Raw genomic sequence first — 19,545 nt, 5'->3', positions numbered from 1 at the left:
GTGTGCCCAGAAGTGCACGTACACTTGAAAAAGGAAATGTTTCCGCGAAGATTTCATACACTCACTGAAACGATGGAGCCCACCTTTTGAAGGATGAGGAATTCTTTCTCGACACTATCGATAAAATACTTCTTCTCACCAAATATCACGACATCATTCTCGGCTAATTGAACATCGCTTTTGAAATAAATAAAATTGTCCGTTTCTCTGAACGCACCTTTGTAGTAGTACAAGTTGTCACCTTCTCCTTGGAAAAATGAATGATCTCACCTACTGTAATTACTATTCTTTTCGTTTAAAACACATCTTGTAAAGCATAAGCCCCATACCAGATGAACAAATAAGATATCCAAAGAACAAGAACAGTAAATAAATACCATGAAGATCTTCAGAAATCTGATTTACACCTTCAAACCACGCAGAACGAATAGGATACAATAGCGCTACCCAAATGATCAGCAAGATCAGAATATAATTAATTATTTTTCTCACAGTAACGATCCTTTCAGGTTCGAGTGGAAACTGGAAATAATAAATAGCAGCTCTTACAACGAAAGTAAAAAAGCCGCTAGATTAGCGACTTTCTATGGTACAATGTTTCCGCCCCGACACTTGGAGAGTACAAAATCAGCATCTTTTTCTAGTAATGTGAGATTGTTATGCCATGAATGATTCCCTCGGTTGAATTGGAGGCGAAATGGACCCGGGTATCCCCAAAACGATAGGAGAGTAAATATTCTTCTTGAATATCAGGGTTCACACCCTTTTGACCTTTTCCCAATATCTTCTCAATGTCACTGAAGGTTTTCATAGGGAGAGTTTTCCAACTCAAATAAATATGGTCAAGACGGTCTGTGTCTCCCTCCCCAAAATTAAAGGAAGCATACTCTACCCCTTCAAATATCCAGAAAAGTCCTCCCATTTCCGGTTCATAATAGGGTTCACGATCTGAACTTTTCAGCGCTTTTGATACTTCTGCTTTCGTTTGTCCAAAACTTATATTTTCAAACCCCGGTATTCTCCCACTCTTCAACTCTTGAATGGAGTTTTTATTTAAATCAAAAAATGGTCTGCTCAGTTCAGACTGAATTTTGGAGAAAGGAACTTTTACCTCTATAAATCCGGCCGCATAAGGCCCAACTTCGTATGGATTAAATACCAAGACAATTCCTGTGTTTTGGTAGTAAAAGCTAGATGTATTCGACAAGGGAAAGTTATAAAAACTTTCCGGGAAAACATTCTCATTACTCTTTAGGTCTGATTCAATACCCTCAGCTAGATTAACAGCTTGTTTATTGGTTTGAACCACCTGGTTCAAGTAGAGGCGTTTTCCTGTTGTTAGATCATAATTATAAGTCGTTACTTCTTCATACCCGTGCGCGCCGCCTCTGAAATTATAATCTGTATATACAATAGATAGTAGGTTGTTTTGATTGTATTTAGTCTGTGCAGTGGTATTCCAGTAAAAGTAATCTTGCTGTTTTTTTAGATATGTATTCTGTATAGCGGCATTTACGGCATGGATTTTGAGTGTTTTATTTATTTTATCAATTACCTTTTGTTCGCCGCCAATAATTTGAACATACTTTTGCCCTTTATACGAGTAAATTTTTGTCGTTACTGTGCTCGACCCGGCTGCATTCGCATCACTTATTGGGATTATAAATAGAAACACTAATAAGAAGCTTATTAACATAGCAAATGTTTTGTTCAAATTGAAATCCTTCCTTCTAATTATTATGATATACCAATAATACTGTAACTTGGCTGGTTTGTCTTTTTCTAGTTGGAACTGTAATTCTTCCATAGAAAAGCCTCCATCCACACGTTAATGCGGAGTGAAGGCTGCATCTACCTGTCTATATTTAATTCACTGGTGCCGGCTCTACAGCATCGGCGATTTCCGGTACACTCGTTTTGCGTTCCATTGTCACGCTAACGAATAATCCCACAAGTCCAAGTGCTGCAATAACTGCTGCATATAACGGTACCGAGATGAGCCCCGTATGCGTAATTGCAAACCCGCCCAAATAGGCACCACCTGCGTTGCCCAGATTAAAGGCTGAGTGACTCGACGTTGTCGCCAGCAGCGGTGCTTCGCGAGTCATATTCATAATTCGAATTTGTAGGCCTGGCATAATTCCAAAAGCCGCAATGCCCCAGCAGAAGATGGTGATTACCGCGAGATACGGATTATCCAGCGTCAACGTTAAGGCCGCCAACAGAACTGCCAATATACCGAAGTTAACCATCAAGGAAGGCATCAGCTTCCAGTCTGCCAGACGACCACCAAGCATATTACCCAATGTAACGCCGACACCGAACAGCACCAGAATCCAGGTCACGCTCTGCTCAGCAAAACCACTAATATCGACAAGCATTGGTGTTATATAGGTGAATACAGCGAACAGACTTCCACAGCCCAGCGCACCAATCAGCAATATTAATAACACTTGGGGGCGAACCAGATTCCGGAATTGCTGGCCAAGGTTTGCTGGCGGTCCCTGCTGAATCACCGGAATGAAACGAATGATACCAATCAATGAGATAATGCCCAGAATGGTAATAGCTCCAAACGATGACCGCCATCCTAGCTGCTGCCCAATGAAGGTACCAAACGGCACACCGATAATGTTGGCAATCGTTAATCCAGCCAGGACTACGGATACTGCCCCTGCCCTTCTCTCCGGTGCAACCAATCGTGTTGCCATCAGCGAGCCTACACCCAGAAACGTACCGTGGGCAAATGCCGTTAGAATACGTGCCGAGATGAGCAGCCCGTAAGTTGGTGCAATAACAGACAATGCATTACCGATGATAAAAATACACATCAGCAGTACCAGCAGTTTTTTCTGCGGTATCTTGTGTGTGAACACGGTTAGTATAGGCGCACCCACCGCCACACCAAGCGCGTAACCCGTAATTAACTGCCCTGCTTGGGGGATACTCACATTCAAATCCGTCGCTACATTGGGCAGAAGGCCCATAATAATAAACTCTGTCATGCCAATAGCAAAAGCCCCTACCGTCAGGCATAAAAGGGATAAAGGAAACGCCCCTCGTTTAGCAGATTTCGTAACTTGCGATTCCGTTTGAGATGAATCTGTCTTACGCATATGATGTTCTCTTCTCCTGTCTCTTCTATCTAGCTTCCGCCTTTGACCACAATGCCTCTGACAATTCGCCCAGCGTATCCTGCATGGCCAGCTTCTCTCGCCAGTGTGCCGGAATGCCGCTTAATCCATAATACGCTCCGGCGATTTGCCCATATACCGCTCCCGTGGTGTCCGCATCATCACCCAAATTCACTGCGAGCAGCGCACCCTCTTCGAAGGTCGATGATCGATGGAATGCCCATAACGCTGCTTCAAGTGAACGAACAACATAGCCGCTTCCCTGAATATCAGGCGGTGCTTTATCCCGGTATGATCCTTGGACAATTTCTTCAATGGCTGGCGAAAAAGATTTCTCTTCCCTCCACTGACGGCAGGTATCAGGCCATAACATGACATCCTTGTCCGCTCCGCGCAGTCCTGCAACCAATATTGCCGCCAGTACTTCACATGCTTCTACACTTTCAAGGGCGGCATGTGTCGTTCTGGAACTCAACCCAGCATACCTCACTGCTTGATCCGGCTGGTTGGCATATGCCATGGCTACAGGTGCGAGTCGCATGATTGAACCATTCCCCGCAGTCATCGGGTTGGTTGAACCACTATACGCTTCACCGGTTGCTGCAAACCGTTCAAGGGCACCCCGAGTAGCCCCGCCAATATCAAAGCAGGTTCCCGTACTGCTCATATAACCCACCTGATACCAATTCGTATATCTGCGCATCTGGTCCCCGGGATCAAAGTTCTCTTTTCTCACCAAGCTTTCTGCCAGACACAGGGCCATCGACGTATCATCCGTCCACTGTCCAGGCGCCAGATCGAATACCCCGCCGCCCACAATATCGGTAACAGGCGCAAATGTGCCGGGACTGCTGAATTCCACTGTGGTTCCCAGTGCATCTCCCGCGGCAAGCCCAATGAAACAACCTTGGAAACGATCCTTATGCAGCATCGTTGATCCCTCCTCCGCGATTTAACTCTCAAATAACTTCTTCCATTCTCCCACATGGCTTGATATGGCGTAAAGAATTTTAATAGGTTCACACTGAAAATACAGGTTTTCCAGTACACCGCTTACACGCAAAGGGTATAACGCTTTTCCACTTTTATCATTTTCTGAAAACACATCATCCATGTGCAAATTTTCCATGTAAACAATCATAACGCGCTTGACCCTTCCGTTTGTCCTATGTTACGGTTTTATTAGCTTATACACCTGTTTTTTCCCAAATTAATATTTATAACTTTGCTTTCACGTCAACTAATGTACCGCAAGTTAAAAAAATTACGGTGTGTATTAGCAGAAATTCATTTAGCTTTATCCCAAAACTAATTCTGAAACAGGAGGAACAAATTTATGATTAAGGCACTGATTTTTGATTTCGATGGAACGATTATTGATACGGAGACAGCATGGTATGTTGCTTTTCGTGATGCCTACAAGGAACACGGCGTAAACTTAACCCTAGAGATGTACTCGCAATGCATCGGTACCAGTCTGAAAACATTTAATCCTTATGAGTACCTCATCACAGATTTGAATCTTCCGATCGATCGGGAAGCGTTCAGGGAATCCGTTCAGCTGCATCATGCAGCATTAATGAACAAAGAACAGGTAAGACCCGGTATCCAGAACTACCTTGAAGCTGCACGCAAAGCTGGATTGAAACTTGCTGTCGCTTCAAGCTCCAAACGAGAGTGGGTTGAACAGCATCTGGAGCAGCTCAAGCTGAAGGATTACTTTGAAGTCATTCGCACCGCAGATGATGTTGCCCATGTGAAGCCTGATCCTGCATTGTACAATCAAGCACTTGAAGCCCTTGGAGTAACTGCAGACGAAGCCGTAGCGATTGAGGATTCACCTAACGGCGCGCGTGCAGCTGCTGCGTCTGGTATTCACTGCGTAGTCATCTCGAATACCATTACCGGGACACTTGATTTCGATATGCCTCACCAACGGCTGTCATGCCTGACCGACCTCGAATTTAACGATTTGATTTCGAAACCACTCGTCACTACGGTCTAAAGACTGAACGAATTTCGCATTTCAAACTTTAAAGGGGGAGTTCACACATGAAAGCTGTACATTTTGGTGCGGGCAATATTGGCCGCGGATTTATCGGTCATATGTTGTCCGCTTCCGATTATGAAGTCTGCTTTGTCGCACGTAACCCGAAGAAAATCGCCATGCTTCAAAAGAGGCAGGAGTATCCCATTACCCTCGCAAATGCGGATCAGGATACAACGATTGTAAATAACGTAACCGCCATTAATGTCGGTGAACAGGATCGCGTTGCTGAAGTGATTGCTTCAGCAGATCTGATCACAACAGCCGTCGGTGTATCGGCGCTGGAAGATATCGCTGAACCCATCGCCAAAGGCATCTATCTGCGTATGAAAAATAATAATTCTGCACCACTTCATATTATCGCTTGTGAAAATGCCATCGGAGGCAGCACTCGGCTGAAAAAACGGGTTTATCCGTTTCTGGATGAAGCAACCCGTGAAAAAGCAGAACGTTATGTCTCATTCCCCAATGCAGCGGTTGACCGCATCGTCCCCGCTCAGGATCATAAAGACCCGCTACAAGTTACCGTTGAGCCTTTCTATGAATGGGTCGTTCATCGCCCTGCACTGCTGGAAGGATTTAAGGAAATTGAAGGTGTGCACTACGTGGACTCTCTTGAACCTTATATTGAGCGCAAAATGTTTACGGTAAATACCGGTCACTGCGTTGCCGCATACTTCGGATATCTTGAAGGATTCAAGACGATCCGGCAAGCTATGAGTCATGCACCTCTTCGTGCCAAGGTACGCAAAGTGATGGAAGAAACCGGAGCCATGCTCATCGCCAAGCACGGTTTTAATCCACAGAAACACAGCAAATATATCGATACCATTCTTGAACGTTTTGCCAATCCGAACCTAACGGATCAGGTAACACGGGTCGGACGTTCACCCCTTCGCAAGTTATCGCCTTACGACCGGCTTGTTCGCCCAGCGATGCATGCCAGCGAATTCGGAATTGAAATTCCTCATTTAACTTCTGCTATGGCAGCCGCGATGCTTTTCAATCATGAACATGACGAGGAAGCCATAAAGCTCCAACACCTGATTCGCGAAGATGGCGTCTCTGCCTTCATTCGTGAGCGCATGGGAATTCCCGACGAACATCCCGTTCATCAGCATGCCTTTGCCCGTTATGAAGAGCTCAAAGGGCGACAGGAATCAACCATCTTAACCTGATTAACAATAGGTCAATGGGTTTGATCCCGCAAACTGAATAGACATACGAACAAAAAGCCGGGAGGAACCTATGCTTATCGCATCGTTCCTTCCGGCTTTTCAAACTCACGACATACCTATTTAATATCGAAGCACGCTTACTCGTTCATGATGGAATTGATGGAGGCATAAACCATAGGCAGGAAGCCCTCTGAAGGTTCGCCAACCGGTGCATGGATATGGAAAGCAAAGCCATTGCCATCCAGCTCTTTCACGATGAAATACTCCGTTTTCTTATTGTTTTGAGACATCATGAACAATTTTGCCTCTTTCATCGGACCATTGCTAAGCTTTTCCTCACTTAATTGCTTGACCGCTCCGGTTTCTGACAGATCTTTCTTCGCATCCACTTTCAGTTCATTCAGGTTATAATCCGAAGGCAGTTTTTCAATCTCGACCTCGTAATCCGGATCAATCTTCATGGTCAATTCATGATCATCCGCATCGTAAACCATCGGTTCAAACACATATAATGAGTATCCTTTGCCTTGAGCCAGTGTAACCGGGCGCTTTTCGGTCATGCCTTCCACAGCCACTTCCAGCTCAGATGTTTTGGCACGATCAGATCTAACATTACCACCTGCATTCGTACCGTTATCGTCATCGGACTCGACCTTGGCGATTTCCGTAAGCACCAACTGTTTGATCGTTGTATCGCCTTCGATGGCTTTCTCTACATATTTGAATTGAACGGAATCTTCATCGTCAATGTCATCCAAAGATTTCTGCAGATCTTCACCCACCTGGAAAGACATCGGTTCCTCTTTCACACGAATTTCAACCGTGTGCGGATCTGCCCATCCGGTCAAGATGCCTTCCGCTTCAATCACAGCACTTTCCTCAGGCTGCTTCCCTGGTGCCGGTGTCTGTTCTTCTGTATTATTCGCGGGTGGCTGAGCAGTAGGGCTACTATTGCCGCAAGCCACAAGCGAGAATCCCATAACCAAAACAAGTAATGATGCACTAATATTCATAGTATTTCGCATATGAACACCTCCGTTAGCTTATACGCAATGATGTTTGTCCATGTTGCCTGACTTGTTAACTTGACAGCTTAGTATTACTTACACGGCTGACCCGTCGCTCAATCATCGAAAGTGTTCAATGCTCCTTTGACACCATGAATAGTCAGCCAGCTTGCTCCATTTGCACAAGTTTCGCGTTGGCTCCGTTAAAAGCTTTTGTCTGCTTGTTAAACTGCTGTCTTAACTCGGCAACTTTGGCATATTGGCTGTTCCGTTCCCGAATCGCACGTTTGATTTTGACCAGATTGGGCTCCACACTGCCTCTCATCAATCCATATAACTGCTCGTCCGCATCAAGGCTCTGCCTGTAGGAGGCAACAAACGCTTCAAATGACGCAGCTCTTTGCTCATACTGATCCAATACCGTGTGGGCTTGAGCCAGGTTCTCTTCCTTTTCAAAGGATAATTGATCCAACGAAGTTCGCAGCTCTTCCATCTGTTCTTTAGTCCGGCTCATCACCGCTTCAGCTTGTTCCAGCAGTGTTCTTCGCTCGGCAATATGTCCGTCTGCCTGATCGAGCAAGGCCTCCAGATTACTGTTTTTGTTCTTTCCTTTACTCAGTATCGATCCGTATAATTCCATGTCTTCCCGTTCATGATGAACAAGTTCCTTCAGGCTCTGGTTCATCTCCTGATCGGTAAGAATTAGTTGATTAACTTGATTTGCCGCAGGTTCCTGCGGCTTTCCGCAAGCACTGACAAGCAGAGCCAGCAATATGCTGACCCCGGCCAGAGCTATCTTTTTTCTTCTAAGCACCTCGGGGTGCCTCCTCTCTTGCAACTGCTATGTTGTTATTCTTACAAGCGGGTGTCTGCGCTAAAATTGGATACCCAATGAGCATTCGGATCGTAGACCTCAAACTCATAACCCCGATCTTCAAGCAGCTTCAAAATGCGTGGCAGTGCCTGTACCGTTTGCTCGCGCTCATGCATCAGAATCACTTCCTTATCCCGATGCACACTGCTGCTAACCCGCTCCACGATTTTGTCCGGCTGACCTGGAAGATTCCAGTCGAGGGAGTCGGTGGTCCAATCCCACAGTTTGAATCCGGCCGCAGCAATGTCGCCCCTGAAGTCTTCTCCGATCTGTGGGCTACTGCCATACGGAGCACGAATCAGATGCGGCGTAAAACCGATCAGATCCTTGACCATCTTCTGCTCCTTCTTGAACTCCTTCACAAAGTTAGAGGAGCTTCCGCTCTTATACAATTTGTTATAGTTATGTGTCATGCTGTGAAGCCCAGGATAACTGCCCTCTTTGACAAGCCGCTCCACTGCTTCCTTGTGTTGATTCAACTGACGTCCAATCATGAAAAAGGTTGCCTTTGCCTCATGCTGTTTCAAAATATCCAGCAGTTGATCGGTATATACACTTGGTCCATCATCAAACGTTATGTATGCCAGCTTGCGCACCTGACCCTGGAACCGCGCAGGCTCCTCTTTGGACTCCGGTGTCATGTCAATCATGCCAAGCTTGGTTGGCTGTTCAATCGCAGCTACTGGCGGAGGTGCTACATAATCCTTGATCCAGTGCGTCATGCCAATGAATGCATATGTTAAACCGATAATGAGCAGTGCCAGAAGCGCCAGCGCAGCACTCAGTCTCCCATACCGGATTTTTCTTCTTCCATGCGTCTTGGTTCGGCTTGTTCTATGCGGAATGCCGCCACTCTCTCCCGCTCTCTGTTGTTGAACTCTCACTTCCAGGCCACTTCCTTACTTTCATTTTTTCCCGATTATTGGTACATTATATCGTTTCATGTCTCTATATAGAAGATTAATAGAAAAATGGCCCTGGAGAATGACAGAATAGTTACAAGCCCGGTTACAATCTACTTATCTATTTCTTCTCTTATACTTTTCCTGCAGATGCATTCTCCTGTATAATAAATTGATTTACGCCATTTGACTTCAAGAAGGAGCTACATCCATGACTAGCTTGAACCGTGCCGGCAGGTCGATCTATCTGCTATTCTTTGTCGGCATTATTGCCATTTCGTTTTCTTCCATCTTTGTACGCTGGTCCACAGCGGACGTCGCCGTCATTGCGATGTACCGATTGTTCCTCACCAATCTGCTAATGCTGCCTTTTGTGTGGAAATACCGGCACGAGATGATGCGTTTAAACTTCAGACAGTGGGCTTTACTGCTCGCATCCGGCGTGATGCTTGCAATGCACTTTCTGCTCTGGATGGGATCGCTTCGGCTCACGAGTGTAGCCAGTTCAACGGTCATTCTCGCTTTGGAGCCTATATTGATTCTTGCGGGTTCCGTCTGGCTGTTCAAAGCCAAAATCAACCGCATGATGATCATCGGTATGGGCGTTGCTCTGCTTGGGTCAATCGCTATTGGAGCTGGAGATTTCCAGTTGGCAGGCACAGCGCTGCGAGGGGATATCCTTTCTTTGCTCGGAACGATCGCTGTGGCGGTACACATGCTGCTTGGACAGTTTTTGCGTGCCGGACTGAGTGCATTCTCCTATAACTTCTGGGTATTTTTCGTAGCTGCCTGTACGCTTGCGGTATATAATCTGGTTAATGGTCACCCGTTTGGCGGTTATGCGGCTTCCGAGTGGGGAATTTTCCTGTTGCTCGCAATCGTGCCAACCATCTTTGGGCATTATCTTTTCAACTGGCTGCTTCAATATATGAATGCTACAACGGTATCGATGGGGGTACTGGGGGAACCTGTATTTTCCTCTCTACTGGCCTGGATGCTACTCGGTGAATCCCTCAATGGGCTTCAGTTGTCTGCCGGGGTTGTCATTATTTTCGGGGTATGGATCTTCATTCGATATGGCAAAACCAAACCACAGCCTATTCCCTCAGATGCTCCTGTAGCTGGAAAAGGATCAGTCGAACCTACAGTGGTGTAACTTGTGTTTGTATTCAAATATTTGTAAAAAAAACAACTGGGACCTGCATCACGCAGATTCCGGTTGAATCCATCCCATAACGTATAAGGCGGTGTGTTTTCATGAAAAATATTGTATCCATGCGCTGGCTGCTCGCCAGAATGTATGAATCGGATGTCGTCATTGCCGATTGCCGATTCCTGCTCGGTCAACCGGATGCCGGAAGACAAGCTTACGAAGCTGGACATATTCCAGGTGCCGTTTATCTCGATCTCGAAAAAGATCTATCTTCTCCCGTCTCTGCACACGGAGGACGTCACCCGCTCCCTGATCCGGCTGTGCTCGCAAGTCGTCTCTCCAATGCTGGCATCGGCTCCAATAGTCGTATTGTTGCCTACGATGACCAAGGCGGCATGAACGCATCGCGGCTGTGGTGGTTACTTCGTTATCTGGGACATGAACAGGTGTATATCATGGACGAAGGCTTCTCTGCCTGGCAGAATGCCAAGTTTCCAGTGACTACGGATGTGCCGGTTCAGATTCCAGCTTCGTTTGAGGTGAATGTGCAGTCAGGACTGTTGGCGAGTGTTGAGGATGTGCAGCAAGCATCTGCTGACGGCCCAGCTGTACTAATCGACTCCCGTGATGCTCGCCGCTATGCGGGTCTGGAGGAACCGATTGATGCCAAGGCCGGACATATTCCGGGTGCGGTGAATTATTTTTGGAAAGATGTGTTGGATTGGGATGGACGTTGGACAGATACTGGGGTGTTAGAAGAACGTTTCAGCAAGCTGGACAAGGATGGTGCAATTATCGTGTATTGCGGTTCCGGTGTCTCCGCATGCCCGAATGTGATTGCGCTCGAAGAAGCGGGATACTCAAATGTGAAGTTGTATTCTGGAAGCTGGAGTGACTGGATTAGTTATGAAGGGAATCCGGTGGCGACTGGGGAAGAATAAGGACTAAGAGCCCACGTCAAACGTGGGCTCTTTTGTGCTTCATTATATCCATGTAGAATTTTAGATGCTTACATTTTCGACTTCTGTAACGTTCAGATTCAGTTTATGTTTTCGGCATACCTCGTAAAAATCTTTTGAAATAATGGGTTTGAAGATATTTATATAATCCAGCATAAAAAATTCATGCTCGCCAATTCGCTCTTCATGAAGGCAAATTCGAGCTACAACTTTGACGATCTTACGTGGAGGCTGTTGTACAGATGCAGCAATGACCGTTTTGCGTCCATATTCCGAACGTTCATAATCGAAAACATCCAAACGATCAAGCTGATGTGCAGTCCAATAGGTTTTTTCAACCGAACGACCGTCGTGGTAACACACCGTTGTCGGAATAAACTGTGTATTTGTTTTAGTTTCCTCCAACAGCGTTTTAAAACGATCTGATACGTGTCTCGTTCCTGTGATCGTCTCAAAATAATCTACATTCAGGTTGCGCACCGTAGACAGTAACTCAACATCTGCCGTTGTCCCCTCTGGCAGCGGATTCTCTATCGCCAAATAATTCATATCTAATTCGGGAGTGAAGGTCGTTCCGCCACTAATAAACCCTCGACGTGGATATTGAGATTCCAGAAAATAATAGTTCATAGAATGATGTCTCCTTTCCGAATGAAGTGCTTTTCAATCAACTACAAAGAGGTTAAATGGCAGGGTTTACGAACATGGAGTTGTATTCCGAGAGCTGGAGCGAACGGATTAGTTATGAGGGGGATCCTGTGGCGACGGAGGAAGAATAGCAGAATTAAGCAAATATATAGTATGTAATATAGAGTACATCTGTCATGTGGCGATGTACTCTTTTATTTTACCTATAGTCCTAAAATCGGGAGAGTCGACAAGGGTCTAATTCACTTCTTGATTCCCGATCGATGATTTCACTTGCAGCCAGACGTGCAATCAGTGGCGCCAGCGTAATTGCAGAATGCATCACTGTTAGATAAAGTCCCTTTACGTGATCTTGGAAACCCACAATCGGATAGCCGTCTTCAGGCATTGGTCTCAACCCGACCTTTATGCTTTCCAGTTCCAGTTGATTCCCATCTTTCAGACTGCGACGCAACGTGTCGAACGCTCGCTTACCAACCGCCTCTGGTCCGTTTTCCTCCGACTCGTCGATATAATCTTCCGCAGCCAGCAGCGTATATTCTGTCAGTTGACGCGCTTCAAATTGAGCATTTGAGATTAATGTATGTATCAATTTATTCGTCGATTTCATCCGAATCAGAATGGAAGGCGACGACGTAACCGGCACAGGACAACCTAACGGGTTGCAAAGTTCGGGGACGCCTGCACCTGCGGCCAATACTACGACATCCGACTCCAGAAAACCGTTGGACGTATGCACGCCGACCAAGCGGGAACCTTCTTGCTGAAGCTGTGTAACGTTGGTATCGAACTGAACCTTTGCTCCGTACTCCCTCGCTTTGTTCAACAACAGCTCGGTTACCCCTATGGGGTCTACCGCACCTTCTTCGCTGACATACATCGCTTCGTCCGGATAGTCCAGCAGATTCGGCTCCAATGCCTCAAGCTGCTCCCGGTTTAATTTTTGAAAGTGGGGTTGCTCCCTTAGGGGTGGAGTGTCCCAAGTTAGCGCTCCATGCCAATGAATTTTCAGCTCGGGTAACTCTTGCTGAAGCGTATGATATTCTTCCAAAGATGCATCGTACAAATGCCAGTAATCGGGAGCCACCCTATGAGTAGTATGTATCCAGGCAAACGATTTTTCCGTGACTTCACGCGCCGCTGCAGGATGTCGTTCAATAACGGTTACATCTTGATTTCGTTTGGCCAGATGATAGGCCATGGATGCCCCGACAATCCCTGCGCCAATAATCACGATTTTTTGTTTATTCAATAATGACTCCTCCTTTTTCACCCTATTGTAACATAGGCGTTAATGAGTTCAGGCTCTATTCACCTTATCCAACAGAAAGATGATTCTCCAATTAATCCACGGTTTTAAGCAAGCTATCCACAATAAAGTCAAGCTGTTTGTCTAGCGAATATATATCATTGTAGAAAAATAAACCAAAGCTCATATCAATCAGATGTCCTTTTTTGACTGCTGGGAGGTTGTTCCAAATGGTATTGTTCGAAAGATCTATCATTCCTTCAAAGCTAGAACGGAATATATAATCACCTACATATTCATGTAATACTTCATAAGAGACGTCCTTGCTAGTCGCATCGTTCCTTGCGTTTTCAATTTCGCGTTGCAAAACTTCAGGTGCTTTCATCCCTAAATATTGATAAATAATCTGCGAACCCCGTCCATAACCCAAGCCTGTCATTACAGCCATAGAACCTTTGTTGCTTTCCATAATAGTCGCGGTTTTATCCAAAATACCTGCTTGTTTAAGTTTTTCCTTACTTTGCTCAACCTTTTTGCGAAAGTTATCCAGCATTTCCTGAGCTTGTCCCTCTTTACCTAGAATTTCACCAAGCAATTTCATACGTTCTTCTACTGGCAGATCATAAGGAATGTATACTGTAGGGGCAATTTTTTTGAGCCCCTCATATATTTCTTCATTGGTAACGATAATGAGATCGGGATTAAGCGCAGTTACTGCTTCCGGGTCTGGTTTGAATGCACCCAAGGAGGGAACACCATCCAGTTCGCTCGCAAAAGCTGCTCCTTCTTCTACAGAAGAGATCCCAACAGGATTTACACCTAATGCAAGTAAATCACCCATTAAATACAGGACAACTACTCGTTGTGGATTAACCGGCACTTCAATATCCCCTTTTATGGTGGTTACGGTCTTCGTTTGAGATGTTGTAGCTGTAGGATTGGAGCTGTTGGCCTCTACCTGGTTCGTTGACTTTCCGGTGCCTTCATTTGCTGAAGGACTCCCTGCCCCACCAGTTGAACACGCGCTGAGCAATAGGGTTAAACAAAGTAATAATGTGATAGCTAAGGGTGTCTTTCTACTTCTGTACATCAATAATTCCTCCTCAAACATATGCTGATTATGATAATCATTATCAATATATAAGGAAGTCTCATCCTCTACAATACCTAATCGTGCCACTGTGGATGGTACATTAGGACTTGCATGCTGCTTTCGATAACGAATGGGTGCAATACCCATATATTTTTTGAACATTTTAGCTAGATAATATCCATCCGGATAACCAACAGCCTTGGCAATTTCTTGTAAAGTAGCATTTGTAGCAAGCAGCAGTTCCTTCGCTTTGTTCATACGGATTTGAATGACAAAATCAATTGGACTATGACCTGTCTGGCGTTTGAATAGTCTTGATAAATGTCTTGGACTGGTGTCCATGAGCTCTGCTAACAGGTCCATTGTAATGGGTTCAGCATAGTGTTCCTGCATATAGTATTTCATTTGTGCAATCAGGTCTGGCTTTATTGTAGGTACGCGTCGATTGTGGATTTGCCATAGCAACTCGTATACAAATTGATAAAATAATGACTTTACATGGAACTGTTCCAATGGTCCTTGCTCTTCCCATGCTGTCATCATGTATTGTACTTTGTCCGACAAGGAAACAGGATGATCTGGTGCAAAGCCATATTGAAGCCGGAAGGGATTACGGTGTTCCATCATGTCCAGAATGTCTTGACGTTCAGGAAGTGGGATGCTGGCTTTGTAATAAATCATATAATAATCAAGGACTTCTTCAACAGGCAAAATATTCAGGCAACAGCCCTTTCCACCATGCAAAATATGGAATCGTGTGACTTGATGATCATTTCCATCCAGCTGCATAACTGCATTGCCACGCACCGTGTATAAGAAGCAGCTAGCAGGGAACCGGTAGGCGTGAAGGTCCTCCTTCATTTGCATCGTGATATGGCGAATATCCATTATTTTAATAGATGCCTTGTTCCATAGTAAAAGATGTTCATTTAAATGTAAGATGGCTTTTCAGCTCCTCAAATGCAGTAAGTATATTATTATTATAACTATAACTCTCAACGATCGTAGTATGAGGTCGAAAAATAAACCTTGATGTAGTTGGGTAGGTACACCTCTCCCCAGGACATTATAATCATTCCACGAATATGTAAAGTACAGCGAAAATTTACAAATAGCTAAAATGAATCGTTTTGGTTTAATCTGAGTATTTATTCGGAAGGAGAGTTGAGTATGGAATTTATTTACGAAGATGAACGACTTGCAGTGAGCGTTGTCCAAGCGATTCACACTGGGGATATTCCATCGCTAAGGAGACTACTCGCAGAAAATTCAGGGTTGGCCATGACAAGAATTATTGAAAGAGATCCTAGCAACGAAGGTGAGAGTTCTAGCATATCTCGAACGCTGTTGCATGTGGTGACAGACTGGCCAGGTCACTTCCCACATGGATCGGATACCGTAAAGTTATTATTTGAGTTCGGTGCAGAAGTGAACAGTCGCTTCATGGGTTCGAACAACGAGACACCACTTCATTGGGCTGCGAGCTCAGATGACATTAACGTGCTTGACGCGCTTCTTGATGTTGGCGCCGATATCGAAGCGTCCGGTGCAGTGATCGCCGGTGGCACGCCACTGGACGACGCAGTAGCATTCGCTCAGTGGCGTGCAGCACGTCGATTGGTTGAACGGGGAGCGATTATTGCACTTTGGCATGCGGCTGCGCTTGGACAGATCGACGCAATAAAGGCCCATTTTAAAGGGGACAAGCTTCCTGAGCGCTATCCTTGGGGAGCAAGCAGCTCTTTTCCTCCCGACAAGGTTACCATCGCCTTCTGGTGCGCTTGCCACGGAGGACAACGACAATCAGCACAATATCTCCTTGAACAAGGTGCCGAACTGAACTGGATATCCACCTGGGATGGGTTAACACCACTGGACACAGCAAAACGTAGTTTTTCTCATGAACTAATTCAGTGGCTTGACCGTCAAGGCGCTAAATCTGCAAGCGAACTGGATTGATATTTGGGGTTACAGCAGTTAAGGTCTACCTTGCTCATAGACATATCGGATATAATCTTGTGCACTTTGGTTAATTTCTTCATCGGTTGCTTGGAATGAGGCACCGAAGACTGCAAAATACGGTAAGGCTACGGCGCCAACATGATTTATGCTGGCTTTGAAAGGCGTAACCACCTCATCTACGGTAAAGGATACAGAACCATCCCTCGTGTAACTTTCCTTCTTGTCGCCAATGGATATGGCCAAGCCCATCTTTTTCCCATGCAGTTTGTTACCTGTTGATCCATACGCCCATCCATAAGTAAAAACATCATCTAGCCACTTTTTTAGCAAAGGCGGATAGCTGTACCAATATAACGGAAACTGCAAAATAATATGATCATATGCTTCGAGTAACTTCTGTTCTCTGGACACATCGATGTTCCAATCAGGATATGCTTTATAAATCTCATGGATTGTAATCTCGCTCGAGTGTTGCATCAGTTCCTCTTTCCAGCGTTGATTTACTCTTGAAACCTCTATATTAGGATGCGCCAGAATGACGAGTGTTCTCATATTTACATTCCTTTCTCGGTTCAGTTTAAGACTTCTTTTTCGAATATGGCCATTATCATATAAGCCTGAAAAAAAGAAAATACACACCCGAAAGTAAGATGGTTACTTCAAAGTGTGTATGGACTTCATCAGCCATATTGTGAGAAAATAATTAGTTATAGCACATCAACAAGATGTAACATGAACGAGGTGATATGTCATGAAGCAATATAACCTGGGAATCGAAGCGACACTCGAAATTATTGGCGGCAAATGGAAAGCGCTAATCATATGTTTATTAATGTCTGGCGTGAAAAGGACAGGCGAATTACAGCGCAGTATAGACGGTATCTCGCAAAAGGTCCTGATCCAGCAATTACGTGAGCTTGAGAAGGACGGCCTTGTCAGAAGACATGTTTACCAACAGATGCCGCCCAAAGTCGAATACAGCCTTACAGAGTATGGAGTTACCGCCAACAAGATTGTGGATGTGATGTGCACATGGGGGCGGGAAAATATAGCATTAAGGCAACAACAAGGAGAAGAAATTATACTATTGGAAAATAAAGAGCCTGCTCTTTGAGCTGGTACCCATAGAACGACACTTTGAAAAGAAGGTGACTAGAATTGAAAAACTATCTTGTATTTGGTGCTAGCAAAGGATTAGGAGATGCATTTGTCAGGGGTGTGCCCGAGCAAGGCGATAAAGTCTGGGTCGTGTCTCGCACGAAACCTGACAACTTGAAGCTGGACGATGGCGTAGAACGCATATGGATACAGGCAGATCTGTCTGATCTCCATGCATCCAAACAGATCTGCGATGCGCTTCAGAACGAGACTTTGGATGTTCTCATTTACAATGTGGGCATTTGGGAAAAAGAGGGGTTCGAGGACCACTATACGTTCGATAAGGACACCCCAGCCGACATCAGTAATCTGATTTATGTGAATGTAACATCCACTATTGTGTGCATTCAGGCCTTATTACCCCACCTCAGGAAATCAACAGCAGGCAAAATCATTCTTATTGGCTCGACTGCGGGTCTGAGCAATGCGAACAGTACTCAGGTATCTTTTGTGGCCTCCAAATTTGCCATTCGTGGGGTTACAGAAGCCTTGAGAGAACATACAAGAAAAGACCGAATCGCGGTTACGTGTATCAACCCGGGAGAACTCGCAGCCGAAGTTCCATATAAAGATGGCATTGACCGCGCTCTTTCCGAATATAATGGTACACGCATCCCTCTTCAGGATATGGTTTCTATCGTAAAATGCATCGTCAGCCTGTCCAATGCAGCCTGTGTAAAAGAAATTAACATTCCGGCAATTACGGATTTGAACGCTTAATTAAAATTTCAACGGGATTAAAAAGAATTTCCATGACAACCAGAGAAGAATAAACATAAAGAGCGCGTTGGAAACGTGCTCTTTGTGCTGCCGCAAAGGAAGCTAACATTTTATTAAATGGACTAACAGATGGCTTAAATCATTTCAATTTTAAAAAACCTCACTATACTTTAGTCCTGTCCTTACTGGGCTAGGGTCTTGGACAAAGACTGGGCTTGAGTTTGTTCTGATTATGGCAAATCCACTGCTATACTGCAAAGCGATATACATATTTTGATAAAAGGAGCTATCACAATGAGAACAAATTTCAGCACCATGCCCAGCACGAGTTCAGAGGAGGAAAAGGTCCAAAAAGCCAGGCGAGGACTGCTCGTTTTCTTTGCCATGCTCATTCCTCTCTCCATCCTTAGTTATGTACTGATCATGAAAGCACCGATTTTCGGTCTGCTCCTCATGTGGACACCCGGCTTGTCCTCCATTTTCGCACGTATAGTGCTGCGTGAAGGCATCTCGGATATTTCCTTGCGGATTGGTGGGAAGCAAACACTGAAATCGTTGCCCTTCATCTTGCTCTTTCCAGTCGTCATTGGTTTATTTGCTTATGGAATCGCATGGATTACGGGGCTGGTTCAGTATGTTACACCAGACTCATTCATTGAAGGCCCATCTGGTGTTGTCCTTGCAGGAACGATACTTTTTCAAATGTTTGCGGGTACAGCAATCGGTATAATCAGCAGTTCAGGAGAGGAGCTCGGCTGGAGGGGCTATATGCTCACTCGACTTATTAACGCCCGTGTACCTAGACCCGTGCTGACGAGCGGAATTATTTGGGGGGTATGGCACCTTCCCGTAATGCTTTTTGCAAATTATTATTCCGGTCCATATCCTGCCTTATCGGTTATCCTGTTTATGATTTCAGTGACCTCTTTCAGTTATCTGATCAGCCGCTTGCGCTTAACAACGGGCAGCATATGGCCTGCGATTCTCCTCCATGCATGTTGGAATGCCGTGATTCAGGATGCCTTTGATATATCTTCCAGTGGCAAGAACGTTCTGCTATGGACTGGAGAATCCGGAATATTAGTGGCTCTCGCCTTGCTGATTGCAGCATGGTTGATGTCGAGAAAGCCTCTTGTCATAAGGCAGCTATAAACTATTGCTATAGGTGAGGATATATAAAACTTTTTGAGAAGACGACGTTGTTGTAGTCTAGTTAGCCAACGGGTTATGGCCCATTATCCTAATAACGTCTTTGCACAAGAAGCGAGTGACGGAATTCGAAGCTAAGTGAACGTGTTGTCTAGGGAAGAACATCAAAGTCTTAAAATTGACAAAAGCCCGCAAAGTAGCGGGCTTTTCGATTTTCCGTCATTGGATCCTGGCTTTCAGACTAGGTCGCTTGTAAGAATAAAGGCTGGCAAATACATGCAAGCTTTTGTGCTTTTAACAGTTTGAGTTTTT

The 19,545-nt window shown here is 45.1% G+C and carries 20 protein-coding genes; 8 read left to right on the top strand and 12 right to left on the bottom strand.

Annotation, left to right across the window (positions count from 1 at the left end; all coding sequences use genetic code 11):
• Window positions 1-53: 53 nt before the first annotated feature.
• From BLV50_RS20965 to BLV50_RS33140, 5 genes are all read right to left on the bottom strand, one after another.
• A complete protein-coding gene (locus BLV50_RS20965) occupies window positions 54-233 on the bottom strand; it encodes a hypothetical protein (protein ID WP_063565447.1) in 180 nt (59 codons plus the stop codon).
• 407 nt (window positions 234-640) lie between these two features.
• The gene (locus BLV50_RS20955; protein WP_064636228.1) at window positions 641-1,807 is read right to left on the bottom strand and encodes a DUF3298 and DUF4163 domain-containing protein; all 1,167 of its coding nucleotides are present in this window, start codon (window positions 1,805-1,807) and stop codon (window positions 641-643) included.
• A gap of 58 nt (window positions 1,808-1,865) precedes the next feature.
• Window positions 1,866-3,116: an MFS transporter gene (locus tag BLV50_RS20950; protein WP_090809823.1), complete on the bottom strand. Its 1,251-nt coding sequence runs from the start codon at window positions 3,114-3,116 to the stop codon at window positions 1,866-1,868.
• A 25-nt stretch (window positions 3,117-3,141) separates the two neighbouring features.
• Entirely contained in the window at window positions 3,142-4,065 is a 924-nt protein-coding gene (locus BLV50_RS20945; RefSeq protein ID WP_090809821.1) for an ADP-ribosylglycohydrolase family protein, read from the bottom strand.
• 21 nt (window positions 4,066-4,086) lie between these two features.
• Window positions 4,087-4,263: a hypothetical protein gene (locus BLV50_RS33140; RefSeq protein ID WP_218135419.1), complete on the bottom strand. Its 177-nt coding sequence runs from the start codon at window positions 4,261-4,263 to the stop codon at window positions 4,087-4,089.
• Between the two features lie 207 nt (window positions 4,264-4,470).
• On the opposite strand from BLV50_RS33140, the gene BLV50_RS20935 reads away from it, so the two are divergent.
• Window positions 4,471-5,139, top strand: a complete 669-nt coding sequence (locus tag BLV50_RS20935; RefSeq protein ID WP_090809817.1) for an HAD family hydrolase — start codon at window positions 4,471-4,473, stop codon at window positions 5,137-5,139.
• A 47-nt stretch (window positions 5,140-5,186) separates the two neighbouring features.
• Window positions 5,187-6,359, top strand: coding sequence for a mannitol-1-phosphate 5-dehydrogenase (locus BLV50_RS20930; RefSeq protein ID WP_090809815.1), 1,173 nt, complete (start codon window positions 5,187-5,189; stop codon window positions 6,357-6,359).
• A gap of 137 nt (window positions 6,360-6,496) precedes the next feature.
• On the opposite strand, the gene BLV50_RS20925 is transcribed toward BLV50_RS20930, so the two are convergent.
• The 3 genes from BLV50_RS20925 to BLV50_RS20915 all read right to left on the bottom strand — a co-directional run bounded on the left by BLV50_RS20925 (window position 6,497) and on the right by BLV50_RS20915 (window position 9,124).
• On the bottom strand, window positions 6,497-7,384 hold the full coding sequence (locus BLV50_RS20925; RefSeq protein ID WP_090809813.1) for a hypothetical protein: 888 nt from the start codon (window positions 7,382-7,384) through the stop codon (window positions 6,497-6,499).
• A gap of 142 nt (window positions 7,385-7,526) precedes the next feature.
• Window positions 7,527-8,180 (bottom strand): YkyA family protein, encoded by a 654-nt coding sequence (locus BLV50_RS20920; RefSeq protein ID WP_063565438.1) that lies wholly within the window; start codon window positions 8,178-8,180, stop codon window positions 7,527-7,529.
• 41 nt (window positions 8,181-8,221) lie between these two features.
• Window positions 8,222-9,124, bottom strand: coding sequence for a polysaccharide deacetylase family protein (locus BLV50_RS20915; RefSeq protein WP_240321431.1), 903 nt, complete (start codon window positions 9,122-9,124; stop codon window positions 8,222-8,224).
• A gap of 229 nt (window positions 9,125-9,353) precedes the next feature.
• On the opposite strand from BLV50_RS20915, the gene BLV50_RS20910 reads away from it, so the two are divergent.
• Both BLV50_RS20910 and BLV50_RS20905 read left to right on the top strand, forming a co-directional pair.
• Entirely contained in the window at window positions 9,354-10,298 is a 945-nt protein-coding gene (locus BLV50_RS20910; RefSeq protein ID WP_090809811.1) for a DMT family transporter, read from the top strand.
• Window positions 10,299-10,399: 101 nt separating this feature from the next.
• Window positions 10,400-11,236 carry a sulfurtransferase gene (locus tag BLV50_RS20905; protein WP_090809809.1) on the top strand — a complete coding sequence of 279 codons (837 nt, stop codon included), beginning with the start codon at window positions 10,400-10,402 and terminating at the stop codon, window positions 11,234-11,236.
• Between the two features lie 60 nt (window positions 11,237-11,296).
• Here BLV50_RS20905 and BLV50_RS20900 read toward each other — a convergent pair whose 3' ends face one another.
• From BLV50_RS20900 to BLV50_RS20890, 3 genes are all read right to left on the bottom strand, one after another.
• A complete protein-coding gene (locus BLV50_RS20900; protein WP_090809807.1) occupies window positions 11,297-11,884 on the bottom strand; it encodes an imm11 family protein in 588 nt (195 codons plus the stop codon).
• A gap of 229 nt (window positions 11,885-12,113) precedes the next feature.
• Window positions 12,114-13,175, bottom strand: coding sequence for an NAD(P)/FAD-dependent oxidoreductase (locus tag BLV50_RS20895; protein WP_256338012.1), 1,062 nt, complete (start codon window positions 13,173-13,175; stop codon window positions 12,114-12,116).
• Between the two features lie 70 nt (window positions 13,176-13,245).
• Entirely contained in the window at window positions 13,246-15,033 is a 1,788-nt protein-coding gene (locus BLV50_RS20890) for an AraC family transcriptional regulator (RefSeq protein ID WP_256338011.1), read from the bottom strand.
• A 414-nt stretch (window positions 15,034-15,447) separates the two neighbouring features.
• Here BLV50_RS20890 and BLV50_RS20885 point away from each other — a divergent pair, with 414 nt between their 5' ends.
• A complete protein-coding gene (locus tag BLV50_RS20885) occupies window positions 15,448-16,203 on the top strand; it encodes an ankyrin repeat domain-containing protein (protein ID WP_256338010.1) in 756 nt (251 codons plus the stop codon).
• Between the two features lie 18 nt (window positions 16,204-16,221).
• Here BLV50_RS20885 and BLV50_RS20880 read toward each other — a convergent pair whose 3' ends face one another.
• Window positions 16,222-16,758, bottom strand: a complete 537-nt coding sequence (locus BLV50_RS20880) for an NAD(P)H-dependent oxidoreductase (protein ID WP_090809800.1) — start codon at window positions 16,756-16,758, stop codon at window positions 16,222-16,224.
• A 199-nt stretch (window positions 16,759-16,957) separates the two neighbouring features.
• Here BLV50_RS20880 and BLV50_RS20875 point away from each other — a divergent pair, with 199 nt between their 5' ends.
• The 3 genes from BLV50_RS20875 (at window position 16,958) to BLV50_RS20865 (ending at window position 19,236) form a co-directional block, all read left to right on the top strand.
• Window positions 16,958-17,320 carry a winged helix-turn-helix transcriptional regulator gene (locus BLV50_RS20875; protein ID WP_063565429.1) on the top strand — a complete coding sequence of 121 codons (363 nt, stop codon included), beginning with the start codon at window positions 16,958-16,960 and terminating at the stop codon, window positions 17,318-17,320.
• A gap of 44 nt (window positions 17,321-17,364) precedes the next feature.
• Window positions 17,365-18,084: an SDR family NAD(P)-dependent oxidoreductase gene (locus BLV50_RS20870; RefSeq protein WP_090809798.1), complete on the top strand. Its 720-nt coding sequence runs from the start codon at window positions 17,365-17,367 to the stop codon at window positions 18,082-18,084.
• Between the two features lie 294 nt (window positions 18,085-18,378).
• Entirely contained in the window at window positions 18,379-19,236 is an 858-nt protein-coding gene (locus tag BLV50_RS20865) for a type II CAAX endopeptidase family protein (protein WP_090809796.1), read from the top strand.
• Window positions 19,237-19,545: the final 309 nt, after the last annotated feature.

Source organism: Paenibacillus sp. 276b (genome assembly GCF_900107875.1).
Taxonomy (GTDB): Bacteria; Bacillota; Bacilli; order Paenibacillales; family Paenibacillaceae; genus Paenibacillus; species Paenibacillus marchantiae.
This window is presented reverse-complemented; position numbering and strand designations above follow the sequence as displayed.